Raw genomic sequence first — 17,808 nt, forward strand, 5'->3', positions numbered from 1 at the left:
AAAAAAGAGACCAAACCATCTGTTTATGATTTGATCTCTTCGGTGTGCTTATTTAGCTAACTTTTCTTTTTCTTTGATTTTACCCGACATGCGCTTCTTATCTCGTTTTAAGATTGGTGCAAGGTAACGGCCTGTATGGGATTCTTCAACCTCAGCAAGTTCTTCAGGAGTTCCTGCTCCAACGATCATGCCTCCCTTGTCCCCGCCTTCTGGTCCTAAATCGACAAGGTGATCACACTGTTTGATGACATCAAGGTTATGCTCAATGACTAGAACAGAATCTCCATTGTCAACGAGGCGCTGAAGGACAACGAGCAAACGTGAAATATCATCCACATGAAGTCCAGTGGTAGGTTCATCGAGAATGTAAATGGTTTTGCCGGTGGATCGTTTATGGAGCTGCGAAGCTAATTTTACACGCTGCGCTTCCCCGCCAGATAATGTTGTTGCTGACTGACCTAGTTTGATATAGCCAAGTCCAACATCAAGAATGGTTTGAAGCTTGCGTTTTATCTTAGGGATATTCGCAAAGAACTCAACAGAATCCTCAACAGTCATATCAAGAATGTCTGCGATGTTCTTCCCTTTGTATTTCACTTCAAGCGTTTCTCGGTTATATCGCTTACCATGACACACTTCACATGGTACATATACATCCGGTAAAAAGTGCATCTCGATTTTAATGATTCCGTCTCCGCGGCAAGCTTCACAACGACCGCCCTTCACATTGAAAGAGAAACGGCCTTTTTTATATCCGCGGACTTTGGCTTCGTTCGTAGATGCAAACACATCACGAATATCATCAAAAACGCCTGTGTAAGTTGCCGGATTCGAACGTGGTGTACGCCCAATCGGTGACTGATCGATATCAATAACTTTATCGATATACTCTAGACCCTTGATCGACTTGTGCGCGCCTGGCTTATCTTTTGCACGGTGAAGTTTTTGCGCTAGCGCTTTATGAAGGATCTCATTTACAAGTGTACTTTTTCCTGAGCCAGAAACACCCGTAACGCCAGTGAACAATCCTAGAGGAATTTTAGCAGATACATTTTTCAGGTTGTTTTCTGTCGCGCCCTTCACCTCGATGTAACGGCCATCCGGTTTACGTCTTTTCTTCGGAAGAGGGATAAACTTCTTTCCAGACAGATACTGACCTGTAAGTGATTCAGGGTCTTCCATAATCTCCTGCGGTGTACCTTGTGAAGTGATTACACCGCCGTGAGCACCCGCACCAGGACCAATATCAATGATGTAATCCGCGGCAAGCATCGTATCTTCATCATGCTCAACTACGATCAGCGTGTTTCCAAGTGAACGCATTTCTTCCAGTGTGCGGATCAGCCTGTCGTTATCACGCTGATGAAGACCGATAGAAGGCTCATCCAGAATATAGAGAACACCCATTAAACGTGAACCCACTTGTGTAGCAAGACGAATACGCTGTGCTTCCCCGCCTGACAACGTTCCAGCTGATCGGCTGAGAGTCAGATAATCGAGTCCAACGTTAATTAGGAAACCAGAACGGTCTACGATTTCTCGTAAGATTAATTTTGCAATGGCTTGCTCTTTTTCTGTCAGGTCAAGGTTATCGAAAAATTGTTTTGCCTCCGTAATCGAAAGAGACGTTGTTTCTCCAATGTGTCTTCCGTTAATTAAGACTGACAATGCTTCTTTTTTCAGACGATGTCCTTTACATGTAGGGCACGGTTTTTGTGCCATGTAACCTTCCATCTGTTCACGAATGTAATCAGAGCTTGTCTCTCTGTATCGGCGCTGAATATTACCTAATACGCCTTCAAACTGAATCTCATTTTTACGGACTTGTCCAAAGTCGTTTTTATAGCGGAAAGTAAGATACTCTTTGCTTCCATTTAAGATTTTATCCATTTGGTCTTTAGAGAGATTTTCTACGGGTACATCCATATCAATGCCGAAATGGTTGCAGATGCTCTCCAGAAGCTGCGGATAATATTGTGAACTGATTGGTTCCCAAGGGGCAATTGCGTTTTCACGCAAAGTACGGCTCCAGTCAGGAACGACAAGGTCTGGATCTACTTCAAGCTTAACGCCAAGTCCATCACATGATGAACAAGCGCCAAAAGGACTGTTAAAAGAAAACAGACGGGGCTCCAGTTCGCCGATAGAAAATCCGCAATGTGGACAGGCGTGATTTTGAGAGAATAAAAGTTCTTCTTCTCCTATTACATCAACGACAACACTGCCGCCTCCAAGATTAAGAGCAGCTTCAAGAGAGTCTGCTAAACGAGTTGCAATTCCCTCTTTAACTACGATTCGGTCAATTACAATTTCAATAGAGTGTTTTTTATTTTTTTCGAGCTTAATTTCTTCTGAAACTTCCCGCATTTCTCCATCGACACGAACACGGACATATCCTTGCTTTTTTATGTCTTCTAAGGCTTTCACGTGTTCGCCTTTTCGTCCAGAAACGACTGGTGATAAAATTTGCAGCTTCGTTCGTTCTGGATATTCTAAAATTCGGTCCACCATTTGTTCAATCGTTTGAGATGTAATCTCCACGTTGTGAACGGGGCAAACCGGACGCCCGATTCGTGCGAATAAAAGACGCAGATAATCATAAATTTCCGTAACGGTTCCAACCGTTGAACGAGGATTTCGGCTTGTCGTCTTCTGATCGATTGAGATAGCCGGTGATAGTCCTTCGATAGAATCTACATCTGGTTTGTCCATCTGTCCAAGGAACTGACGGGCATAAGCAGATAGAGATTCAACGTAACGGCGCTGACCTTCTGCATAGATCGTGTCAAACGCAAGTGAAGATTTACCCGAACCAGATAAGCCGGTTAAGACAACCAGCTTATCACGCGGGATCGTAATATCTATATTCTTTAGATTATGGGCTCTTGCACCCTTAACAATAATGTTTTGATTGGTTGCCAACTGCAATCATCCTTCCGCTTTTAACTCAAGTATGAGGTCACGAAGCTCTGCTGCTCGTTCGAACTGAAGATTCTTGGCAGCGTCCTTCATCTCTTTTTCCATACGCTCGATAAAGGCTTCGCGATCTTTCTTGCTCATCTTTTGCTTTGGAGCTTGTGCGCCTGTATATGTTTCAGTTTCTTCAGCAGCTTGTGTTGCTCGAATGACATCACGAACTTCTTTCTTAATTGTAGTCGGTGTGATGCCGTGCTTTTCATTATGTTCCATCTGCTTTTGTCGTCTGCGCTGTGTTTCATCGATCGCAATCTGCATGGATTTTGTAATTTTATCTCCATACATAATAACGTGTCCGTTTGAGTTACGCGCTGCCCGTCCGATCGTCTGAATAAGTGAACGCTCTGAACGCAGGAAACCTTCTTTATCTGCATCTAAAATAGCAACAAGTGATACCTCAGGAATATCAAGTCCTTCTCTTAAAAGGTTGATCCCGACAAGAACATCAAAGACACCAAGCCGCAGATCACGAATGATCTGTATCCGCTCAAGAGTTTTGATTTCTGAGTGAAGATAACGGACTTTTATTCCGAGCTCAACAAAATAATCGGTTAAGTCCTCGGACATTTTTTTTGTTAATGTAGTAACTAGCACTCTTTCATTTCGTTCAATTCTCTCGTTAATCTCACCAAGCAAGTCGTCGATCTGTCCTTTAATAGGACGCACTTCTAATGTAGGATCAAGCAGCCCTGTTGGACGAATAATCTGCTCAACAGGGTCAGGTGCGTGTTCAAGCTCGTATGGTCCCGGTGTTGCTGATACATAGATGTGCTGAAATTTTGTATATCTTTTAAATTCATCAAACGTTAAAGGACGGTTGTCTTTTGCTGAAGGCAGACGGAAACCATGATCGACAAGAACACTTTTTCTCGCCTGGTCTCCATTAAACATTCCACGAATCTGCGGAAGTGTAACATGCGACTCATCGATAACGATTAATGAATCATCTGGAAAGTAGTCCAGCAATGTATATGGAGTCGATCCTAAAGGACGAAGTGTTAGATGAACCGAATAGTTCTCAATGCCTGAACAGAAACCCATTTCAGCCATCATCTCAAGATCGTAGCGGGTACGCTGTTCCAGCCTCTGTGCTTCAAGCAGCTTCCCTGCTTCATTAAGCTCTTTAAGGCGGTCCTCAAGTTCAGCTTCAATTCTTTTGATCGCAAGCTTCATCTTTTCTTCACGGGTTACGAAGTGAGATGCCGGGAAAATAGCAACGTGTTTACGTTCACCTAAAATTTCGCCTGTAAGTGCATCTACTTCTGTAATTCTGTCGATCTCATCACCAAAAAACTCCACTCGCAAGCAATGTTCGTCACGTGAAGCCGGGAAGATTTCCACAACATCACCGCGAACACGGAACGTACCACGAGTGAAATTGATATCGTTTCGATTGTACTGAATATCTACCAAATCACGTAAAAGCTGATCACGGTCTCTTTCCATTCCTTCTCTGAGCGAGATTACCATGTCTCGGTATTCGTCTGGAGAACCTAGACCGTAGATACAAGAAACACTGGCAACAATAATAACGTCTTTTCGTTCAAAAAGAGAAGAGGTTGCGGAGTGACGAAGTTTATCGATCTCATCGTTGATGCTGGCATCTTTTTCGATGTAAGTGTCTGAATGAGCGATGTATGCTTCAGGCTGATAGTAATCGTAGTACGATACAAAATATTCAACCGCATTGTTAGGGAAAAATTCCTTCAGCTCGCTGTAAAGCTGGCCGGCTAATGTTTTGTTATGCGCAATGACAAGAGTCGGTTTGTTCACTTCCTGAATGACATTCGACACGGTAAACGTCTTCCCTGTTCCTGTCGCACCGAGCAATGTCATGCTCTTTTTTCCTGCATTAATATTGTTCACAAGGTGTTTGATCGCTGCGGGCTGATCTCCTTGTGGCTGATAATCAGATTTGATTTCAAACATTTGACTTTGACTCACTAAAACCGAACCTCCGTTCCTAATTTCTGGTTACTCAAATTATAGCACAGCACCGTTCCAAAAACCTAATAATTACGAACAAATATTCGCAGAAGTTTCTGGAAAGAATTCTAAGTGGTATACTTAAAGGCAGGCGCTTGTTGGGAAATAAATTGTTTGGGGTCTGACCCCATTTCCCATCAGCTGAATCAACGGTTTCGGGGAAATTGTAAGTGTGTCCCCAAAAGGAGATGCTTTTTAAATTGGAATTTTTCTATATATTACTTGGATTGTGCATTGGTATTTTCTCTGGATTCTTCGGCATTGGCGGAGGATTTATTCTGACACCGGTTCTTATTTTGGTTGGTATTCCTCCACTCTCTGCAATTGGAACGAGTTTGATGTATTCGATCGGAACGAGTGTATCAGGAGTAGCTGCTCACCTGCGTTATAAGAATATTATCTGGAAAACAGCTGCTGTCATCGGTTTTGTTGGTGTATTAGCGACACAGGTAGCTCATCCGCTTGTTGTATGGCTTGAGAAAATGGGTTATGACGATACAATCATCCCGGTTTTCTATATTTTGCTTCTTGCATACTTTGCACTTTCCCTGCTTTATAAACAATCAAAACACAACAAAAGTATTGAATCAGGTGAAAAGCAAATTTCTTTTTCTTTAGTGAAAGCGGTTTTCATTGGATTTACAGGAGGTTTTATTTCTACCACTCTAGGTGTTGGCGGAGGCTTTGTAATGGTGCCATTGCTGATTTCAATGATGAACTTCCCTTCCAGAAAAGCAGTCGGCACAAGCTTGGTCAGCGTTTTCTTGATCGTAACCGCAGGGTTCTTAACGTACGCGGCATCCATTCAGCTCGATTACAAACTTGGCATCCTCTTAATCTTGGGAGCATTAGTTGGTACTCAGCTAGGAGCAAAACTAACAACCATCTATTCAAACGAACAAATACAAAAGTACTTAGGGGCTTTATACATCACGATTCTAACTTCGGTTATATTGAAACTTGTCCATTTTGATAAAGCGGGGCTGGGAGTAATCACGATTTATGTTTTGACATTTCTCATTCTCTTCTTAAAAGAAACGATCACACACACAAAAAGAAAGACGTCTACCTCATAAAGGTGACGTCTTTTTCTATTTTACTTTTCTCTTTTGTTTTTCATAAATTTTCAACCCTAGTAAAAAGCCTATGATTGTAGAAATTCCAGCTATGATTTGGAGCGGCAGCGGCTGATGCAGACCATCCAATCCGAAAATTAATATTAAAATGGTGATTCCTAACGGCAGAAACTTTGAAAATAACACTCTGTTAAATAACAGCAGCAAAAATATTGGAAATAGAGCCGCAAAAACATACTCCAACATGAAACAATTGACCCCTCTCATCTGAACGCTCAAAAACCCAACTTTAGTAAACGTTCATCTTTACCTCTCTAAATTTAACCAAACTCCCTATACAAAAACAAGGAAATTGTTAAGGGAAATAAATTGTTTGGGGTCAGACCCCATTTCCCAGCGAAACTTTTTGTTTAGTTGGACGTACAGTAGGATAATGTATACAAAGTTCGAATATGATTAACAATGTATCTTTAAGGAGATGATTTGATATGTTAAAGAAATTACTAAAATCGTTATTGGGCCACAAAAGCTATAATAAATACAGCAGCTCTGGATACAAGCACAAGAAAAGCTATAAAAAGTACAGCAGCAGTGACTTTGGAAAGAAGCATTATGGAGGATACGGTCATAAGCATTACAAGAAGAAAAAGAGAAGCAGCTTTTTCAGCAGCTGACCTTCCCAGGTTGACGCTAACTGATGATCACTGAAATCATAAAAGGTCTTCAAAGAACTTTATTTGATCGACCTCTTAAATCGGGTCTCCTCCTCCAAGGGCGCTATTACATTAACGAAGTGCTGGGAATGGGGAGTTACGGAATTACTTATTTAGCACATGACCGCTTAACAGAAACTACCGTCGTTCTTAAACAGCTCAGGACAACAAAAGCGAAAACTGAAAGCGGACTCCGTTCTTTCCAAAGAGAATCTGAAATACTTAAAGCTGTACAGCATCCACAAGTACCCAAACTGCTAGATGAATTCCAAACTGATAAAGGTTTATTTATCACGATGGAATGGATACAGGGAGACACTTTTGAGGATCTGATTTTTCGCGATCATCACACATACAGCGAAAAAGAAACGATCACTATTTTGCTAGAGCTGTTGAATATAGTAGAGTCTTTTCACAAAAAAAGAATCATTCACCGTGATCTTCGCATACCGAATATCATTCAGCGTAACGAAAAACTGCACATCATTGATTTTGGACTTGCTTGTTTTTTATCAGATCAAGAAGCTGCAGATCCATATGATCATCCCGAAAAACTGCGGATGCGTGCGATTACCGTTGAAAGTGATCTTTTTGCACTTGGTCATTTTGCCTTGTTCCTCCTTTATTCCGCTTATGAACCTCAATCCAAGAAGGAAAAAAGCTGGGAAGACGAACTGAATATCTCGATTTCATTGAAAGCTATTCTTCGCAAAATGCTGCAGCTGGACGACCCTTTCCATTCTGTTTCGGAAGCTCGATCCCAATTAAACCAAATTTAAAAGCCTGGATAAACTTCCGGGCTTTTTTCATGTGGACTTATATTTATTTTGTTTTTCTTTTTCCAAGAACTCCTCAAACTCTTTTTCATGTTTTGTCGTAACAGCTAAGTTGTGCAAAGCACGATGGAATTGCTGATAATCTAACGTGAATAAAAAAAGATCTTCGAAACCGCTTGCTGTGAATACTCCAAATTCCCATACCGCGTTATAATCACGTTTATTAAGAGATTTCGCCATCAGATCAAGCACTTTGAGGATTTCTGTGCAGATGATGACATTATCTTTCGCATAGTGCCTGATATACCCAAAAGCATTATAAAGATAATGACTAAAGTCTCTTTCTTGCAAAACCACACGCAGATTATTATTTTTATCCACTAAATACTTTGAGAATATCGAATTTCTTGAAATGGAAGCAAGCACTTCTCCAAGCTGATAGATAGCAGTAGTCGCGGTTTTCGGATCATAATTCCCGAGAGACCTGATTGCCACTTCAACCAGTTTATTAATACTGAACTCTATATCTTGAACTTCTGTCTGTCTTCTTCCGATGCTGATAAGTGACATATATTTTTGTTCATCTACTTCATTTTCGCCATTCTTCCAATACGTAATGAATGGTGTTGAAGCGAACACGTAACTTCCGATCGTATATTCCAGCTGAATCACAATATCATCTTTTTCAGCCTCTTTTATAATAGAAATAAAATCTACCAACTGAATAAAGCCTGATTTCCTTGCCGTTATCTTAGTTCCTTTATTCTCGCAAATATCATTGTTTACCGTGCTCAAATCATTTACCTTATAAGGATCTACTTCATCCTCCAACGTATTTTTCACAATGGATAACGCTTCATTTTTCATATCGTACGTCATCTGATTTACTTGAAGCCAAGCGACTGCATGATTAATAAAAAAGATAAACGTTCCCATCGAAAATGCAGCAATGATCGCTGCGAGCAAAGGAACAGCAAAATAATATTCAGTCATTCTTTTATTCAAAAATAGAAAACTCAATAACATATAAATAAAACTCGATGTAAATATGCCGAGCACGCGCTGAGTTGATTTACTAGCAATAAAGTTCTTGAGCATCCGGGGTGAAAACTGTCCTGAAAATGTCGTAAAAACAACCAGAATCAAGTTAAAGGTAAAAGTGGTCAGCGTTAAGATAGCAGCGGTAAGTGTCCCTACCAAATTTCTTGTAAGATCATAGTCTACCGCAAAAAATGGCCGCATCTGATTCCCTAAATCATACTTTAGATCCGTCGTCAGCGTAACACTCGCTAATAAAGAAGAAAAAATAACATAAAGCACAGGAGTAAACCACATATTCGATTGAACAGTATGAGATAGTTCCCTCTCAGACATCTTAGTATATTTTTTCAAGTAATTATCGAGCAAATTCATTCTAAACATATTTTCGTCCTCTCATGATTCCCCAATAAGAATAAATAATAGAAACAATAGCTCCTCTCCTATTTTGCCCTAATCACAAAAAGTAAAACTTCTGCTATCGTTTTACTGCAAAAATAAAAAGCTATCCTCCTAAGGGATCACTCTAAAAAATAGATACATTTTAACTACAGAACGATTGGATTACACATCCTTCTTCTGTCCTCTCCACAAATTCTCCCTGGGTATATTCAGAAATCACTTTTCGCCAAAAAGCTTGGGCGGGTTTGTTCTTCTCGATCTGGAAAACTTCCCAATTTCCTTTGTGTTTCTCGAAAACTTGATGTGCTGCATGTTTACCTAACCCGTTAAGCCGGAACTTTTTCATAATAAAGAATTCTGCTATCGACCAGAAATGCTTACCCTCTTCTTGCACTTCTCTTACTAAAATAAATCCTGCTATTTTCCCCTCTCACTCGATGAGATAAGGAAATCTCTCTTTTTCTTCCCAATAGGCGTTCAAATACTTATACTCATCAAACAATCCGTCATTCCCAACGTACGCTTCAACAAACTCTGAGAAATCGTAAAAATAAAATTGCATCAGATTTTTAATCGTTTGTTTATCTTTCAACTTTGCTGGTTTAATTACTGGATTCTGTATGGTTTTCATCGATCGATAGCTCCCTTTTTCCTATCCCAAATATTCATCTTCAATTGGCTGGTATCTGTATTTTTCCATATCTATCGTGCTTTTTCCTTTAAACTGCACACCTTCATCTTCCAGCAGCGATTTTTGAGTAAAAAACAGTTCCTCATCCTGAATCCCGATTTCACCTTTCGAATTGATCACACGGTGCCATGGCAAGTTGTATTTTCCGCTCATCGAATGCAGGATACGAACGACTTGCCGTGCGCCTCTCGGACTTCCAGCGACCTTTGCAATCTGCCCATAAGACATAACTTTGCCAGGCGGAATATTTTTTATCACATGAATCACCGCTTCAGTAAAACGCTCCATATATTTCTCTCCTTTAACAAAAGGCTCTTCTCAAACAGATTGTTGCTTTTGGTAATTTCATCATTGAAAAGTTGATTGGAGTGCAAGGTGCGAGACTCCTGCGGGATTCTTCATTGAGACTCCTAATAATGCAAAGCCCAGGAGACTCACCGCACGCCCCGCGGAAAGCGAGCATCCTGTAACGGAAATCAACTACTCTCAAGAGCAACAATGTTTGCTAACAAAAAAGAGTGCTAAATCTTTTACAGACTTAACACTCCTTTCACATAAAATTATTGATACATCAATTGACGCTGTTTTTTCAAATCGTCGTTTGCCAAGTACTCATCATAAGGCATTTCCTTATCGATGATTCCTTTTGGTGTGATTTCGATGATACGGTTTGCGATCGTTTGAACGAACTGATGGTCATGTGATGTAAACATCAATGAACCTTTATAACTGATCAAACCATTGTTTAGTGCAGTGATCGATTCAAGATCTAAGTGGTTTGTCGGATCATCAAGAATCAATACGTTTGAACCACTAAGCATCATCTTAGAAAGCATACAGCGAACTTTCTCTCCACCTGACAATACAGCTGGCTTCTTCATAACTTCTTCACCAGAGAACAGCATACGGCCAAGGAATCCGCGAAGGAAGCTTTCCGTTTGGTCTTCTGGAGAATATTGACGCAACCACTCAACAAGTGTTGGCTCGCTGCCTTCAAAATACTTGGAGTTATCGCGCGGGAAGAAAGCTTGTGAAGTCGTTACACCCCACTTGTATGTGCCGCTGTCCGCCTCCATCTCACCCATTAAAATTTTGAACAATGTTGAAATCGCGATCTCTTCTTTACCAACAAACGCAATCTTGTCGTCTTTGTTCATTGTAAAGCTCACGTTATCAAGAACTTTAACGCCATCAATCGTTTTCGTTAACCCTTCAACACGAAGAAGGTCATTTCCGATCTCACGGTTGATCCCAAAGTGTACGTAAGGATACTTACGGGAAGAAGGTCTGATATCATCAAGTGAGATTTTATCAAGAAGCTTCTTACGCGAAGTCGCCTGCTTTGATTTAGATGCATTCGCACTAAAACGTGCAACGAACGCTTGAAGTTCTTTAATCTTCTCTTCTTTTTTCTTGTTTTGGTCTTGTGCCATTCTAAGAGCCAGTTGTGAAGACTCGTACCAGAAATCATAGTTTCCGACATAGATTGTAATTTTACCGAAATCAAGGTCAGCCATGTGCGTACAAACTTTGTTTAAGAAGTGACGGTCATGGGATACAACGATAACGGTATTTTCGAAGTTGATCAAGAACTCTTCCAGCCATTGAATCGCCTGAAGGTCCAAGTTGTTCGTAGGCTCATCGAGCAATAGTACGTCTGGTTTTCCGAAAAGAGCTTGCGCTAATAAAACTTTCACTTTTTCAGAACCAGTCAGTTCCGCTAATTTCTTCGTGTGAAGATCTTCTTTAATTCCAAGTCCTTTTAAGAGGATCGCCGCTTCGGATTCAGCTTCCCAACCGTTAAGCTCAGCAAACTCACCTTCAAGTTCAGCAGCACGGATGCCATCCTCGTCAGAGAAATCAGCTTTCATGTAGATCGCATCTTTCTCCTGCATCACTTCATAAAGACGTGCATGCCCCATAATAACTGTCTGCATAACCTCTTGATCTTCATACTCAAAGTGGTTCTGCTTCAAAACCGCTAGACGCTCACCTGGAGTCATGTGTACGTCACCAGTTTGCGCTTCGATCTCACCTGATAAAATTTTCAGGAAAGTAGATTTCCCCGCACCGTTCGCACCAATTAGACCATAGCAGTTTCCTGGTGTGAACTTTATATTAACGTCTTCAAACAGCTTGCGGTCGCCGTAGCGAAGACCTACGTTAGTAACAGTAATCATTTAGTTCTCTCCTTTATAAAAACACATTCCCAATGATTGTATCATAAATGAATCCTCTTCAACTTTACAATCTTGTACACTCTGTAAATATTTCATACAAATAAGAGGAAAATAAAAGACAGCTGTAGCAAAATGCAAAATATTTGAGATTTAAATAGACCCTATGTTACCTTTTACAAAACAAAAATTATCAACTTACTTTTAGGAGGTATTAAGCAACATGTCTAAACATGTATTTTCTTCTTACACATTTGGTCCTCTTTCATTAAAAAACAGATATTTGGTCGCTCCAATGACACGAATCAGCGCGGAGGAAAATGGCGCTGCAAACGATACGATGACTCGCTACTATGAACGTTTCGCTAAAGGCGGTTTTGCGGCTATTATCTCTGAGGGAATTTACATTGATAGATTATACAGTCAGGGATACAGAAACCAGCCAGGGCTTGCTTCAGAGGAGCACGTTGAGGCGTGGAAAGACGTTGTAAGTGCCGTGAAAAACAACGGAGCAAAAATGATTGCCCAGTTGATGCATGCCGGTGGTCAAAGTCAAGCAAATGCCTATACCGAAATAACGGTCGGTCCTTCCAGCACTGCACCTAAAGGAGAACAACTAGGCTTTTACCATGGTTCTGGACCTTTTAAAACACCAAAAGCGATGGACGCGAAGGATATCGAGCAAGTCATCCATGCATTTGCAGCAGCAGCAGTTAATGCTAAGAAAGCTGGTTTCGATGGTGTTGAGATTCACGGAGCAAACGGATATTTACTCGATGAATTTTTGACGGATTACTTGAATAACCGAAATGACGATTATGGTCCTTCAATAGAAAAAGGATTGAATCTATTTGTGAGAGTAATTGAGGCGGTAAGAAAAACAACAGGGCCAGACTTCACAGTTGGAGTCCGTATCTCACAAGGGAAGGTATCCGATCAGACATATAAATGGCCAAATGGTGAAAATGATGCCGCTTTGATTTTTTCAACACTTGGCAAAACAGACATTGATTATATTCACGTAACTGATAAAGACGGATCTGTACCAAGCTTTGGGGAAGGAACAAAATCATTAGCTGAAGCAGCAAAAGCTTTTGGAAATGGAAAGACTGTTATAACAAACGGAATGCTGCATGACGTTGAAAAAGCCGAAACAATTATAAAAAATGGGCAAGCAGATCTAATTAGCATTGGAACAGGAGCTCTCGCCAATCCTGATCTTCCTCTTTTATTGGAAAAAGGTGAACCATTAAAACCGTTTCAGCCTCAAGAAATTTTAATGCCGATTGCTTATATTAAAGAAGCAGAACTTGACTATGAACTTGTTAATAAATAAACAAAAACAAAGCCCCGAAATTGCAAATTGCAAATCGGGGCTTCTTTCTATTTGGCTCTATGCCTTTGAGCTTGTAAACCGCTATACCGCTGGCGAAGATGGTGCTTGCGAGTTGTCTTTTTTCAACATCCAGTATTGGCTGCCTAGCATAAGAGCAAATGCCGCAAGTCCAATTGCACTGTATATACCCTCTGGATAAATCAGCAGAAAGCCAATAATGACAGCTGCTGCTCTTTCCAGTAAATGAAGAGGACGCATCCAATAACCGATCATACCCGCACCAATTGCGATCATTCCTATAAAAGCAGTTGAAATAACCCAAACCGCCTCAGTCCACGTCGTATCAATCAGCATAAGCTGAGGTGAGATAACGAAGATGTACGGAATAATAAACGCTGCAATGGCAAGTTTAGATGAAATGATTCCGGTTCGTATCGGTTCCCCTCCTGATACACCAGCTGCAGCAAAAGCTGCCAGTGCTACTGGAGGTGTAATATCAGCGATTATCCCAAAATAGAACACGAACATATGCGCCGAAAGATCAGGAACACCAAATAATAGAATGGCTGGTGCTGCAATAGTAGATGTGATTACATAGTTTGCTGTTGTTGGGGATCCCATTCCTAGTACAAGGGACGCGATCATCGTTAAAATCAATGTTGGAATTAAATAACCGCCTGAAAGTTCAAGCAAACCGTTCGCCATTTTGAGACCGACACCAGTCACTGTTACAACACCGACGATCATACCCGCAGCTGCAGTAGCTGCAGCAACGCCAAGAGCCGTTCTGGCACCATCGGCTAATGCTTCAACAAAAAGCTTCGGTCCCATACGAGTTTGCTTATTGAACATACCAACGGCAATCGCACTAACGATCGACCATAGAGCCGCTTTCGTTACACTCATCCCGCTCATTAATAGAAAAATAACCACAAAAATCGGTATCAATAAGTAAATTTGTTTGATGACTCTTTTTGTCTCAGGCATCTCTTCTCGCGAAAGTCCTCTAAGACCAATTCGTTTCGCTTCAAAGTGGGTCATGATCCAGATTCCCGCGAAATAAAGAATCGCAGGGATAGCAGCAGCTTTGGCGATATCCCAATACGTGATGCCTCCCCCAATAAATTCCACCATAAGGAACGCTGCCGCACCCATAACCGGGGGCATGATCTGGCCACCTGTAGAAGAAGCAGCTTCAACAGCGCCAGCAAAGTTTTTATCATAACCTAAACGTTTCATCATCGGGATCGTAAAAGCACCCGATGTTACAACGTTAGCAACTGAGCTTCCGCTTATTGTACCTTGAAGAGCACTAGAGAAAATGGCTACCTTAGCAGGTCCACCTACACGCCTTCCTGCAATCACGATTGATAAATCATTAAAATACTCCCCGACTCCTGTTTTAACGAGAAACGCTCCGAACAAGAGGAACAAGAAGATATAAGTTGACGAAACAGCGAGAGGAGTACCTAGAATACCTTCTGTTGTAAAAAACATCGTCCTCACAATACGCTCAATGCTTAATCCTTTATGCTCTAAGAACCCCGGCATAAAAGGCCCCAGATACGCGTATAGCAAGAACATGGCTGCAATGATTGTAATTGGAAGCCCTACTACACGTCTTGTTGCTTCTAAAACAAGAAGAATAGCGATAAGACCAATGATAAAATCTTGCGTGGTGAGTCTTCCAATCCTCATAACGAGATCGTCCATAAATATGTACCAATAAGACCCTACTGCTATCGATAAAACAGCGAGGATTATGTCATACCAAGCGACCTGAAATAATGGCTTTTTCTCTTTTTTCTTTTTAGATGCTGGAAATAATAAAAAGATCAGAGTAAGTGCAAAACCTAAGTGAATTGTCCGTTGCAACTGTGCAGGCAATACGCCGAAAATTGCTGTATATAGCTGGAATAAAGAAAAAGCAATAAGACCAATCAGTGTAATCCAATAAAGTGCACCTTTTAATTTCCTGAAACCTGCTTCAGGATCATACTTTTCCATCAGTTCCTGTACAGCTTGATCAGAAATTTGTTCACGCTGTATTTGATTTTTGTTATCCAAGTTTTTTCCCTCCAATAAACCATTGCCATACACTTATCTTCTCTGTCTTTATTCGAACCCAAGATCCTTTTTCACTAAAGCTAGAGAAGGGATACTCATGTCCATCATACAGAAGCGTGTGATTGGCGATGATTTGTCCGGTTCGAATATCTAGTAAAGGAAAAGTCCGGTTCATGTTGGACAAGATATAAGTCCCATTTTTTTGTGTGAAGACCTCAGTTCCGGTCGCCCCAGAAGGCATCCCTACTCCAAATTCCTCAAAACGCATTTCAGTCTGAATAATTATTCCTTCCTCATTCGTAAGATAAGTTTCCAGTACCGGCGTTCGATGAATCGAATGTATGTATTTGATACTAAATTCTTCACCAGGCTTTATATCCATAAAAGCTAACCATTCTCCTGTCTCACCATCTTCTATAATCAAACCTAAAAAGGCAGGATACAGACTTGCGGCAGCGAGGACACTTACGATCAAAAAAACTCCTATTATGCGCTTCATAAGAATACATGGACTAAAGATAATTCCTTAGTCCATGATTACACCCTCTTATTTTAAGATTCCTTTTTCTTCAAAGTACTTTTTAGCTCCTGGGTGGAAGTCAATCCCCATTCCCTCTACAGCTTTTTCAGCAGAGATGAGCTCTCCTTTTGCGTGACTGATCTTATCTGTGTTTTCAAAGATAGCTTTTGTGATCTGATACACTGCGTCTTCTTCCATGTCTTTACGAACAGTCAGCATGGATAGAACAGCTACAGTTTTCACATCTGCCTCTAATTTATATGTACCGCTTTTCACAGTATCCTCAATATAGTAAGGATATGCATCAATAAGCTCTTTAATCTTATCATCAGCGATCGGTACGATAGTTACTGGTTTTGTAGCCGATAATGCATCAACAGCCCCTGTTGGTGTACCTGCTGTAATAAATGCAGCTTGAATGTTACCATCCTGAATCCCTTCAGCAGACTCATCAAATGAAAGATGCTGAGCTGTAATATCTTCCATTGTCATGCCATGAATTTTTAAGATTTGTTCTGCGTTAGCGAATGTTCCGCTTCCTGGCGCCCCAACTGAAACCTTTTTCCCTTTTAAATCTTCAACACTTTTAATGCCGCTGTCTTTAAGCGTAACAATTTGAATGGTCTCAGGATAGAGAGTACCAATACCTGCGATTTGATCTACTTTCTCCTTAAACATCTCCTTACCTTCAGCTGCGTAACTAGCAATATCTGTCTGTGTAAATGCTATATCAGCATCTCCATCTTGTATAAGCTGCATGTTTTCAACTGAAGCACCCGATGCTTGTGAGTTCGCTTCTACGTCTAACTCACCACCGATAATTTTTGCCATTTCTCCACCGAGTGGATAGTATGTACCGCCCGTTCCACCTGTGACAATACTGAGTCGATCAAGATTTAAAGCAGGGCTTTCTCCTGATTCTTCTTTTTCAGATGGTGTTTCAATCTTTTGTCCGCAAGCGGCCAATGAGAAAGCAAGAAGCAGTACGAAGAATAACGCGATCCCCTTTTTCATGTTTTTCCTCCTTAATGGAATTTAATTACTTTTTTATAGTTTAGCATAACGTTAAATGAAATTGCAGAATAATTATAATTTTTTGATAAATTTAGAAAAAAAAAGGGCGACCGAAGTCACCCTTTTGGTTTTAACTCACGAAAGCACGAAGCATCCAGTTATGTTTCGCCAGGCTTTCACGAACGGAAAGCAGCATGTCATGAGTAACTTCATCGCCTTCGCGATCCGTTACTTCCATGCCTTCTTTAATTTCTGAGATCAATAGCTCGAAATCATTGATTACGTTATGAACCATCTCTTCCGCTGTGTCTCCGCCTTTTGCTTCTTCAACAGTAGCCATCTCTAAATATTCTTTCATCGTTGCGACAGGTGTACCTTTTAAAACTAAAAGACGCTCAGCAAGCTCATCAATATTCATTGCAGCTTCGTTGTATAATTCCTCGAATTTTTCATGTAGGGTAAAGAAGTGAGGACCCTTTACATACCAATGATAGTTATGCAGTTTCACAAAAAGTACGTTCCAGTTTGCAACCTGTTTGTTCAATACATCTTGAATGGAATCCATAAAATACCCTCCTATTTTGTTTCTTCGTTTAAAACACGGTTCAAGCGTTTGCGAAGCATGTCCATTCCGCTTCCGCCTGCTTGGAAATGACGCAGTTTACCTTCTTTATCAAACACATAATAAGCAGGAACATATTTGTTTTCAAAAGCATCTGTCAGCTTATGTTCACTATCCACATAGATCGGCTGTGAGATATCATGCCCCATTGCCATCTGTTCGATCACGCTCATATCAAGATCATTTTCAGAACGAGGCATATGAACGGCTACCACGTTTAAGTCATCTTCATACTCGTCACGCAGCTCGTTCACATCAGGCATTGCTTCTTTACAAAGCCCGCAGCTTACTGACCAGAAATGGATCAGCGTTGCTTTTTCTCCCACAAGATCTTCTTTTTTCACTTCATCGTTCAACCATGTTGTTGCACCATCTAATTCAGGCATCTGTTCACGTAACTTCATCTCTTATAAC

The 17,808-nt window shown here is 40.8% G+C and carries 17 protein-coding genes; 4 read left to right on the forward strand and 13 right to left on the reverse strand.

Going from position 1 to position 17,808, the window contains the following annotated elements:
- Nucleotides 1–48: 48 nt before the first annotated feature.
- Both uvrA and uvrB read right to left on the reverse strand, forming a co-directional pair.
- Entirely contained in the window at nt 49–2,922 is a 2,874-nt protein-coding gene (gene uvrA, locus UN64_RS03710; protein WP_077359825.1) for an excinuclease ABC subunit UvrA, read from the reverse strand.
- 6 nt (nt 2,923–2,928) lie between these two features.
- Nucleotides 2,929–4,905, reverse strand: coding sequence for an excinuclease ABC subunit UvrB (gene uvrB, locus UN64_RS03715; RefSeq protein WP_077361122.1), 1,977 nt, complete (start codon nt 4,903–4,905; stop codon nt 2,929–2,931).
- A gap of 257 nt (nt 4,906–5,162) precedes the next feature.
- Between uvrB and UN64_RS03720 the strand changes: the two genes are divergently transcribed.
- The gene (locus UN64_RS03720) at nt 5,163–6,038 is read left to right on the forward strand and encodes a sulfite exporter TauE/SafE family protein (protein WP_077359827.1); all 876 of its coding nucleotides are present in this window, start codon (nt 5,163–5,165) and stop codon (nt 6,036–6,038) included.
- 15 nt (nt 6,039–6,053) lie between these two features.
- Here UN64_RS03720 and UN64_RS03725 read toward each other — a convergent pair whose 3' ends face one another.
- Entirely contained in the window at nt 6,054–6,284 is a 231-nt protein-coding gene (locus UN64_RS03725; protein ID WP_165389344.1) for a DUF2198 family protein, read from the reverse strand.
- 242 nt (nt 6,285–6,526) lie between these two features.
- Here UN64_RS03725 and UN64_RS03730 point away from each other — a divergent pair, with 242 nt between their 5' ends.
- Both UN64_RS03730 and UN64_RS03735 read left to right on the forward strand, forming a co-directional pair.
- The gene (locus tag UN64_RS03730; protein ID WP_077359831.1) at nt 6,527–6,712 is read left to right on the forward strand and encodes a hypothetical protein; all 186 of its coding nucleotides are present in this window, start codon (nt 6,527–6,529) and stop codon (nt 6,710–6,712) included.
- A 23-nt stretch (nt 6,713–6,735) separates the two neighbouring features.
- Nucleotides 6,736–7,530, forward strand: coding sequence for a serine/threonine protein kinase (locus tag UN64_RS03735; protein ID WP_077359833.1), 795 nt, complete (start codon nt 6,736–6,738; stop codon nt 7,528–7,530).
- A gap of 27 nt (nt 7,531–7,557) precedes the next feature.
- Here the strand turns inward: UN64_RS03735 and UN64_RS03740 are convergent, their stop codons facing one another.
- The 5 genes from UN64_RS03740 to UN64_RS03755 form a co-directional block, all read right to left on the reverse strand.
- On the reverse strand, nt 7,558–8,949 hold the full coding sequence (locus UN64_RS03740) for a DUF2254 domain-containing protein (RefSeq protein ID WP_245801950.1): 1,392 nt from the start codon (nt 8,947–8,949) through the stop codon (nt 7,558–7,560).
- 160 nt (nt 8,950–9,109) lie between these two features.
- A complete protein-coding gene (locus tag UN64_RS21225) occupies nt 9,110–9,388 on the reverse strand; it encodes a GNAT family N-acetyltransferase (RefSeq protein ID WP_281249331.1) in 279 nt (92 codons plus the stop codon).
- A gap of 9 nt (nt 9,389–9,397) precedes the next feature.
- Complete coding sequence (locus UN64_RS21230; protein ID WP_245801952.1) at nt 9,398–9,598, reverse strand: hypothetical protein; 201 nt, start codon at nt 9,596–9,598, stop codon at nt 9,398–9,400.
- A gap of 21 nt (nt 9,599–9,619) precedes the next feature.
- Nucleotides 9,620–9,946: an MGMT family protein gene (locus UN64_RS03750; RefSeq protein WP_077359835.1), complete on the reverse strand. Its 327-nt coding sequence runs from the start codon at nt 9,944–9,946 to the stop codon at nt 9,620–9,622.
- A 272-nt stretch (nt 9,947–10,218) separates the two neighbouring features.
- Nucleotides 10,219–11,838 (reverse strand): ABC-F family ATP-binding cassette domain-containing protein, encoded by a 1,620-nt coding sequence (locus UN64_RS03755; RefSeq protein ID WP_077359837.1) that lies wholly within the window; start codon nt 11,836–11,838, stop codon nt 10,219–10,221.
- A 220-nt stretch (nt 11,839–12,058) separates the two neighbouring features.
- Here UN64_RS03755 and UN64_RS03760 point away from each other — a divergent pair, with 220 nt between their 5' ends.
- Nucleotides 12,059–13,171: an oxidoreductase gene (locus tag UN64_RS03760; RefSeq protein WP_077359839.1), complete on the forward strand. Its 1,113-nt coding sequence runs from the start codon at nt 12,059–12,061 to the stop codon at nt 13,169–13,171.
- Nucleotides 13,172–13,252: 81 nt separating this feature from the next.
- Here the strand turns inward: UN64_RS03760 and UN64_RS03765 are convergent, their stop codons facing one another.
- The 5 genes from UN64_RS03765 to UN64_RS03785 form a co-directional block, all read right to left on the reverse strand.
- Nucleotides 13,253–15,178: a TRAP transporter permease gene (locus UN64_RS03765; RefSeq protein WP_077361126.1), complete on the reverse strand. Its 1,926-nt coding sequence runs from the start codon at nt 15,176–15,178 to the stop codon at nt 13,253–13,255.
- A 52-nt stretch (nt 15,179–15,230) separates the two neighbouring features.
- Entirely contained in the window at nt 15,231–15,713 is a 483-nt protein-coding gene (locus tag UN64_RS03770; RefSeq protein WP_171978785.1) for a DUF1850 domain-containing protein, read from the reverse strand.
- A 72-nt stretch (nt 15,714–15,785) separates the two neighbouring features.
- Complete coding sequence (locus UN64_RS03775; RefSeq protein ID WP_077359843.1) at nt 15,786–16,772, reverse strand: TAXI family TRAP transporter solute-binding subunit; 987 nt, start codon at nt 16,770–16,772, stop codon at nt 15,786–15,788.
- Nucleotides 16,773–16,902: 130 nt separating this feature from the next.
- Nucleotides 16,903–17,337, reverse strand: coding sequence for a Dps family protein (locus UN64_RS03780; protein ID WP_077359845.1), 435 nt, complete (start codon nt 17,335–17,337; stop codon nt 16,903–16,905).
- An 11-nt stretch (nt 17,338–17,348) separates the two neighbouring features.
- Complete coding sequence (locus UN64_RS03785) at nt 17,349–17,798, reverse strand: TlpA family protein disulfide reductase (RefSeq protein WP_077359847.1); 450 nt, start codon at nt 17,796–17,798, stop codon at nt 17,349–17,351.
- Nucleotides 17,799–17,808: the final 10 nt, after the last annotated feature.

The organism is Fictibacillus arsenicus, assembly GCF_001999465.1.
Taxonomy (GTDB): domain Bacteria; phylum Bacillota; class Bacilli; order Bacillales; family Fictibacillaceae; genus Fictibacillus; species Fictibacillus arsenicus.

What these genes read in the sequence shown, in the direction of transcription:
- UN64_RS03760 (WP_077359839.1), top strand. Translation starts at nt 12,059, where the DNA reads ATGTCTAAACATGTATTTTCTTCTTACACATTTGGTCCTCTTTCATTA.
- UN64_RS03750 (WP_077359835.1), bottom strand. Translation starts at nt 9,946, where the DNA reads ATGGAGCGTTTTACTGAAGCGGTGATTCATGTGATAAAAAATATTCCG.
- UN64_RS03765 (WP_077361126.1), bottom strand. Translation starts at nt 15,178, where the DNA reads ATGGAAAAGTATGATCCTGAAGCAGGTTTCAGGAAATTAAAAGGTGCA.
- UN64_RS03735 (WP_077359833.1), top strand. Translation starts at nt 6,736, where the DNA reads ATGATCACTGAAATCATAAAAGGTCTTCAAAGAACTTTATTTGATCGA.
- UN64_RS03785 (WP_077359847.1), bottom strand. Translation starts at nt 17,798, where the DNA reads ATGAAGTTACGTGAACAGATGCCTGAATTAGATGGTGCAACAACATGG.
- uvrB (WP_077361122.1), bottom strand. Translation starts at nt 4,905, where the DNA reads ATGTTTGAAATCAAATCTGATTATCAGCCACAAGGAGATCAGCCCGCA.
- UN64_RS21230 (WP_245801952.1), bottom strand. Translation starts at nt 9,598, where the DNA reads ATGAAAACCATACAGAATCCAGTAATTAAACCAGCAAAGTTGAAAGAT.
- UN64_RS03775 (WP_077359843.1), bottom strand. Translation starts at nt 16,772, where the DNA reads ATGAAAAAGGGGATCGCGTTATTCTTCGTACTGCTTCTTGCTTTCTCA.
- UN64_RS03730 (WP_077359831.1), top strand. Translation starts at nt 6,527, where the DNA reads ATGTTAAAGAAATTACTAAAATCGTTATTGGGCCACAAAAGCTATAAT.
- UN64_RS03780 (WP_077359845.1), bottom strand. Translation starts at nt 17,337, where the DNA reads ATGGATTCCATTCAAGATGTATTGAACAAACAGGTTGCAAACTGGAAC.
- UN64_RS03740 (WP_245801950.1), bottom strand. Translation starts at nt 8,949, where the DNA reads ATGTTTAGAATGAATTTGCTCGATAATTACTTGAAAAAATATACTAAG.
- UN64_RS03725 (WP_165389344.1), bottom strand. Translation starts at nt 6,284, where the DNA reads ATGTTGGAGTATGTTTTTGCGGCTCTATTTCCAATATTTTTGCTGCTG.
- UN64_RS03755 (WP_077359837.1), bottom strand. Translation starts at nt 11,838, where the DNA reads ATGATTACTGTTACTAACGTAGGTCTTCGCTACGGCGACCGCAAGCTG.